General features: G+C 65.5%; 4 protein-coding genes. 3 read left to right on the top strand and 1 reads right to left on the bottom strand.

Annotation, left to right across the window (positions count from 1 at the left end):
• Positions 1 to 1,126, top strand: a 1,126-nt coding sequence (locus tag BN2475_RS03690) for a DUF3443 domain-containing protein (RefSeq protein WP_094778232.1), incomplete at its 5' end; no start/stop codon positions are given.
• 117 nt (positions 1,127 to 1,243) lie between these two features.
• Here BN2475_RS03690 and aptA read toward each other — a convergent pair.
• Entirely contained in the window at positions 1,244 to 2,575 is a 1,332-nt protein-coding gene (gene aptA / locus BN2475_RS03685) for an omega-aminotransferase AptA (RefSeq protein WP_094778225.1), read from the bottom strand.
• A gap of 350 nt (positions 2,576 to 2,925) precedes the next feature.
• Between aptA and urtA the strand changes: the two genes are divergently transcribed.
• Together urtA and urtB are read left to right on the top strand one after the other, a co-directional pair.
• Positions 2,926 to 4,224 (top strand): urea ABC transporter substrate-binding protein, encoded by a 1,299-nt coding sequence (gene urtA / locus BN2475_RS03680; RefSeq protein ID WP_094778224.1) that lies wholly within the window; start codon positions 2,926 to 2,928, stop codon positions 4,222 to 4,224.
• A 184-nt stretch (positions 4,225 to 4,408) separates the two neighbouring features.
• Positions 4,409 to 6,076, top strand: coding sequence for an urea ABC transporter permease subunit UrtB (gene urtB, locus BN2475_RS03675; protein WP_094778223.1), 1,668 nt, complete (start codon positions 4,409 to 4,411; stop codon positions 6,074 to 6,076).

Raw genomic sequence — 6,076 nt, 5'->3', positions numbered from 1 at the left:
AACACCAACACCAACACCCCCCACCAACACCGTCCCCATCACCGTGGAACGATGGACAAGCTACGTCAACATGCCGTACGTAAGCGTCACGATATGCGTCCCAGGGGGTCAAGGCGCCACTCAATGCGCAACGATCGACCATATGCAGCTCGACACCGGCTCGGTCGGGGTGCGCGTGCTCGGCAGCGCGCTGGGTTCGGCGCTCGGCGCCAGGCTGCCCGCGCAAAGCGGCGCCACCGACGATCCGACAGGTAACGCGTCGATCGCCGAGTGCGCGGTGTTCGGCTCCGGCTATACGTGGGGGTCCATCAAACGCGCCGACGTCACGATCGGCAGCAAGATGGCAAGCAATATGCCGATCCAGGTGATCGCCGACGGCAAGTACTCGACCCCATCGGACTGCATGTCGCGCGGCGGCACGAACCTCGGCTCGGTAACCGATATGGGCGCGAATGGCGTGGTCGGCATCGCGCCGCCACAACGCGATAACCCGGCGGCGGCGAGCACGTCCCTGCCGGCCGCGTACTACTACTGCACGTCCGCGACGTCATGCACCAGCACACGTGTTCCGCTCGACACCCAGGTCATGAATCCGGTCGCCAACTTCACATCGGACAACAACGGCACGATCATCCGCCTGCCCGCGTTGCCCGCGGGCGGACAGGCAACCGCGACGGGCGAGCTGATCTTCGGCATCGGCACGCAGACGAACAATGCGCTGCCATCGGCTCCGAACATCCTCTCGCTCAACCAGTACGGCTATTTCACGACCACATACAAGAGCAGACCCTATACGAGCGCGATCGACAGCGGCTCCAATGCGAACATCTTCGCGGACTCCACCGTGCCCTACACGAGCAACTACTGGTACGTGCCGATCACCACCCTTAGCCTGTCCGCGATCCTCACGGGCATCAGCAACGGCTCCACGCCCGCCACCGTGTCGTTCTCACTCGCGAATGCCGCGTCGCTGCTGGCCAACCAGTACGCGGCCTACGACAGCCTCGGCTCGCCATCGTCCGGCATGTTCATCTGGGGGCTGCCGTTCTTCTATGGGCGCAGCGTCTACACCGCCCTCAGCAACGCGCGGATCGGCACACAGACCGGGCCGTTTATCGCGTTCTGATCGTGCGTCGCCGCCGCATGCCGGGATTGAAAAGGCCGCCTCGAAAACGAGGCGGCCTTGCGCGGTCCGCACAGCCCGCGATCAATGCAATGCGCGCCTGACGACGCGACGCGCGCCCTACTCCGTCTCCCTCAACACCTCGGCCACCGTCCCAAAGATCTCCTCGATCTGCGCCTCCTCGACGATCAACGGCGGCGAAAACGCCAGAATGTCCCCCGTATAGCGCGTCAACACACCCTTCTCGAAGCAGCGCACGAACACCTCATAAGCACGCGCGCCAGGCGCGTCCGCACGCGACGCGAGCTCCACGCCGCCCACCAGTCCCAGGTTGCGCACGTCGATCACATGCGGTTCGCCGTTAAGCTTGTGGATCGCCTTCTCGAACAGCGGCGCCATCCGCGCGGCCCGCTCGAACAGTTGCTCGCGCTCGTACAGATCGATCGTCGCGCACGCCGCCGCCGCCGCGATCGGATGCCCTGAGTATGTGTAGCCGTGAAACAGTTCGATGCCGGCCGGCGCGCCGTTCACGATCGCGTCGTGGATCTTCGCGCTCGCCGCGACCGCACCCATCGGCGCGGCGGCGTTGTTGGTGCCCTTGGCCATCGTCAGCAGGTCGGGCGTGACGCCGAAGTATTGCGCGGCGAACGGCGCGCCGAGGCGGCCCCAGCCGGTGATCACTTCGTCGAAGATCAGCAGGATGCCGTGCCGGTCGCAGATGTCGCGCAGCCGCTGCAAATAGCCTTGCGGCGGAATCAGCACGCCCGTCGAACCAGCCACCGGCTCGACGATCACCGCGGCAATCGTCGATGCATCGTGCAGCGCGACGAGCCGTTCCAGTTCATCGGCGAGATGCGCGCCCCACGCCGGCTGCCCTTTCGAAAACGCCGCCTCCTTGAGGTTCAGCGTATGCGGCAAGTGATCGACCGCAGGCAGCAGGCCACCCGAAAACGCCTTGCGATTCGGCGCGATGCCGCCCACTGAAATGCCGCCGAAGCCGACGCCGTGATAACCGCGCTCGCGGCCGATCATCCTGGTGCGCTGCCCTTCGCCCTGCGCGAGGTGATAAGCGAGCGCGATCTTCAACGCGGTATCGACGGCCTCGGAGCCCGAGTTCGCAAAGAAGATGTGTTTCAGATCGCCGGGCGTATGGCGGGCGATTTTGGTCGCGGCCTCGAATGCCTTTGGGTGGCCCATCTGGAAGGTCGGCGCGAAATCCATTTCAGCCGCCTGCGCCTGCACCGCCGCAACGATCTCGTCGCGGCAATGGCCCGCGTTGACGCACCAGAGGCCCGCGGTGCCGTCGAGAATGCGCCGGCCATCGTGTGACGTGTAGTACATGCCCTTCGCGCTCGCGAGCAGACGCGGCGCGCTCTTGAACTGCCGGTTCGCGGTGAAGGGCATCCAGAAAGCGGACATGTCGGGTGGGCTGACGCCGGCGGGTTCGTTCATGTCGTGTCTCCTCGCGTGTGTGGTCTTTCAGTGTAGGCAGAGCGCGGTGCATGCACAAAGGCGCGGCAGTCATGCACCGCTCGTAGCCCTTGGCGAATGAGCGCGCTTCGTTGCAGCGCGGCACGCACCCGAACGAGGCGCACCGGGCGATCGTGCACCAGTTTCGCGCCGCAACGCGCATCACCAGCCGGGCGGCAACCGCGCAGCAGCGTGCGAGACATGGTGTTCGCGCCAGATTTGCCGCATGGCATGTGGCTTGCAGTACCCGAGCGGCAAGTCATGCGGCATCAGCCCTGCTGACCGAAATCGACGCCCATAAACAGTCACCATCAAATGGCAAGGGGATATACATGAAACGTCGCAGTCTGTTGAAGTACGGTTCGATGTCCGGCGCGCTGGCGCTTGCTGGCCGGGTTCCGTTCGCGCATGCGCAGTCCGCTAGCGGCCCGATCAAGGTGGGGGTGCTGCATTCGCTGTCGGGCACGATGGCCATCTCCGAAACGTCGCTCAAGGACACCGCGTTGATGACCATCGCGGACATCAACAAGAACGGCGGCGTGATGGGCCGCCAACTGCAGCCGGTGGTGGTCGACCCCGCGTCGAACTGGCCGCTGTTCGCCGAAAAAGCGCGCCAGCTGATCACCCAGGAAAAGTGCGCCGTGGTGTTCGGCTGCTGGACCTCGGTGTCGCGCAAATCGGTGCTGCCGGTGTTCGAGGAACTGAACGGCCTGCTGTTCTATCCGGTGCAGTACGAAGGCGAAGAAATGTCGCGCAATGTGTTCTACACAGGCGCAGCGCCGAACCAGCAGGCGATTCCGGCGACCGAATACCTGATGAGCGCGGAAGGCGGCGGCGCGAAGCGCTTCTTCCTGCTCGGCACCGACTACGTGTATCCGCGCACGACCAACAAGATCCTGCGCGCGTTCCTCAAGTCCAAGGGCGTCCAGGAAGCCGATATTCAGGAGGTCTACACACCGTTCGGCCATAGCGACTATCAGACCATCGTCGCCAACATCAAGACCTTCTCGCAAGGCGGCAAGACCGCGGTGATCTCGACCGTAAACGGCGACTCGAACGTGCCGTTCTACAAGGAACTCGGCAACCAGGGGCTGAAGGCGTCGGATGTGCCGGTGGTCGCGTTCTCGGTCGGCGAAGAGGAACTGCGCGGCATCGATACCAAGCCGCTGGTGGGCAACCTCGCGGCATGGAACTACTTCATGTCGGTGCGCAACCCGGCCAACGAGAAGTTCAAGAAACAATGGGCCACGTGGGTCAAGGACAACAATCTGCCGGGCGGCGCGAAGCGCGTGACCAACGACCCGATGGAAGCGACCTTCGTCGGCATCCACATGTGGAAGCAGGCGGTCGAGAAAGCGAAGAGCACCGAGGTCGACAAGGTGCGCGTCGCGATGGTCGGCCAGACTTTCGCCGCGCCGTCGGGCTTCACGCTGGAGATGGACGGCAATCACCATCTGCACAAACCGGTGATGATCGGCGAAGTGCGCGCCGACGGCCAGTTCAACGTGGTGTGGCGCACCAAAACGGCAGTTCGTGCGCAGCCGTGGAGTCCGTTCATCGCCGGCAATGCGAGCAAGCCGGACGTGGTCAGCTCGATCCCGGCGTTTCTGAAACGCTCGCGCGTCGCCTGAGCGGCCCGTTCGCTACGACCGCGCGTCTAGCCGCGTAGCGAGCCGACGTGATCTCACGGCAAGCGCGTCGAGCGCGCCGTGAGTTCGTACCGAGAATGAAGTTGCGCACACAGCAACCGACCGCGCGGCAGAGGCGCCCGCGTCCCTGCCGCACGGTCGCCCCGGTTTATCTGCAAAGGCCACCATGGCGTTTTCATTCCTCCATTGCGCACGCTTCGCACAGCGACTCGCATGCTTCGCACGACGTAGTATCGGCAGCGCGGCGCTCGTGCTCGTCGCGTTTGCGTTGGGCGGCGCGCCGCTCGCCGCGTTTGCGCTGAGCCCGGCCGATGTCGCGCCGCTCGCCGGCGACGACTTCGAAGCGAAATCCGCCGCCATCGACAAGCTCATCGCCAACCACGACAAGGCGTCGCTGGCGGTGCTCAAAGCGCTGTCCGACGACAGCGCGCTCGCCACCGACGCGGGCGCCGTGCTGCTGCAGGACGGCGACACCACGCGCGATGCCGTCACCGGCCAGACCGTCGCCGCGGGCGACGCGCAGCCGGTCACGCTGAACAACCTGCTGCGCTCGAAGGTAGCGGGCGCACTCGCGGGCCTGCAACTCGACTCGCCCGACCAGACCACCCGCGCGGCCGCGATCGGCGCGCTGCTGCAAAACCCCGATCCGGCGCTCAAGCCGCTGATCGACGCGGCCCGCGCGAAAGAGACCGATTCGACGCTGAAGAAGCGCCTCGACACGGTGTGGGCGATGACCGCGCTGCACGACGCCGATCCGGCGAAGCGCCTCGAAGCCGTGCAGCTCGTCGCCGCGCGGCACGATCTCGACATGAACGAACTGTTGCGGCCGCTGGTCGCGAAGAAAGCGGACGGCACCTTCATCGAAGCCGATGATCGCGTGCGCAGCGCCGCACAGAGCGGCATCGACGAACTCGACGCGATCCAGCGCCGCAGCCAGATCGCCGGCACGCTGTTCGCGGGCCTGTCGCTCGGCAGCGTGCTGCTGCTCGCCGCGCTGGGTCTCGCGATCACGTATGGGCTGATCGGCGTGATCAACATGGCGCACGGCGAGTTCCTGATGATCGGCGCGTACGCGACCTATGTCGTGCAGAACCTCTTTCAACGCTTCGCGCCCGGCGCGTTCGACTGGTATCCGCTGTGCGCGGTGCCGGCATCGTTCGTGGCGGCCGGGCTGGTCGGCATCGTGCTCGAACGGCTGGTGCTCAAGCATCTGTATGGCCGTCCGCTCGAAACGCTGCTGACCACCTTCGGCATCAGCCTGATCCTGATTCAGGCGACGCGCATGCTGTTCGGCGCGCAGAACGTGCAGGTGGTCAACCCGTCGTGGATGAGCGGCGGCGTGACCGTGCTGCCGAATCTGATCCTGCCGTACAACCGGCTGGCGATTCTGGCGTTCTCGCTGATCGTGGTCGGGATCGCGTGGGCGGTGCTGACAAGGACACGTCTCGGTCTGTTCGTGCGCGCTGTCACGCAGAACCGCCGCATGGCCGCTTGCGTCGGCGTGAAGACCGCGCGGGTCGACTCGTATGCGTTCGCGTTCGGTGCGGGCATCGCCGGTCTGGGCGGTTGCGCGCTGTCGCAGATCGGTAACGTCGGGCCGGACCTCGGCCAGAGCTACATCATCGACTCGTTCATGGCGGTCGTGCTGGGCGGCGTCGGCCAGCTGGCCGGCACGGTGATCGGCGGCTTCGGGCTCGGGCTCGTCAGCAAGGCGATCGAACCGTTCTGGGGCGCGGTGCTCGCGAAGATCGCGGTGCTGGTGCTGATCGTGCTGTTCATCCAGAAGCGTCCGCAGGGCATGTTCGCCCTCAAGGGCCGCAGCGCGGAGGCATGA

Origin of the sequence: Paraburkholderia ribeironis, assembly GCF_900019265.1 — a bacterium.
Classification (GTDB): Bacteria; Pseudomonadota; Gammaproteobacteria; order Burkholderiales; family Burkholderiaceae; genus Paraburkholderia; species Paraburkholderia ribeironis.
This window is presented reverse-complemented; position numbering and strand designations above follow the sequence as displayed.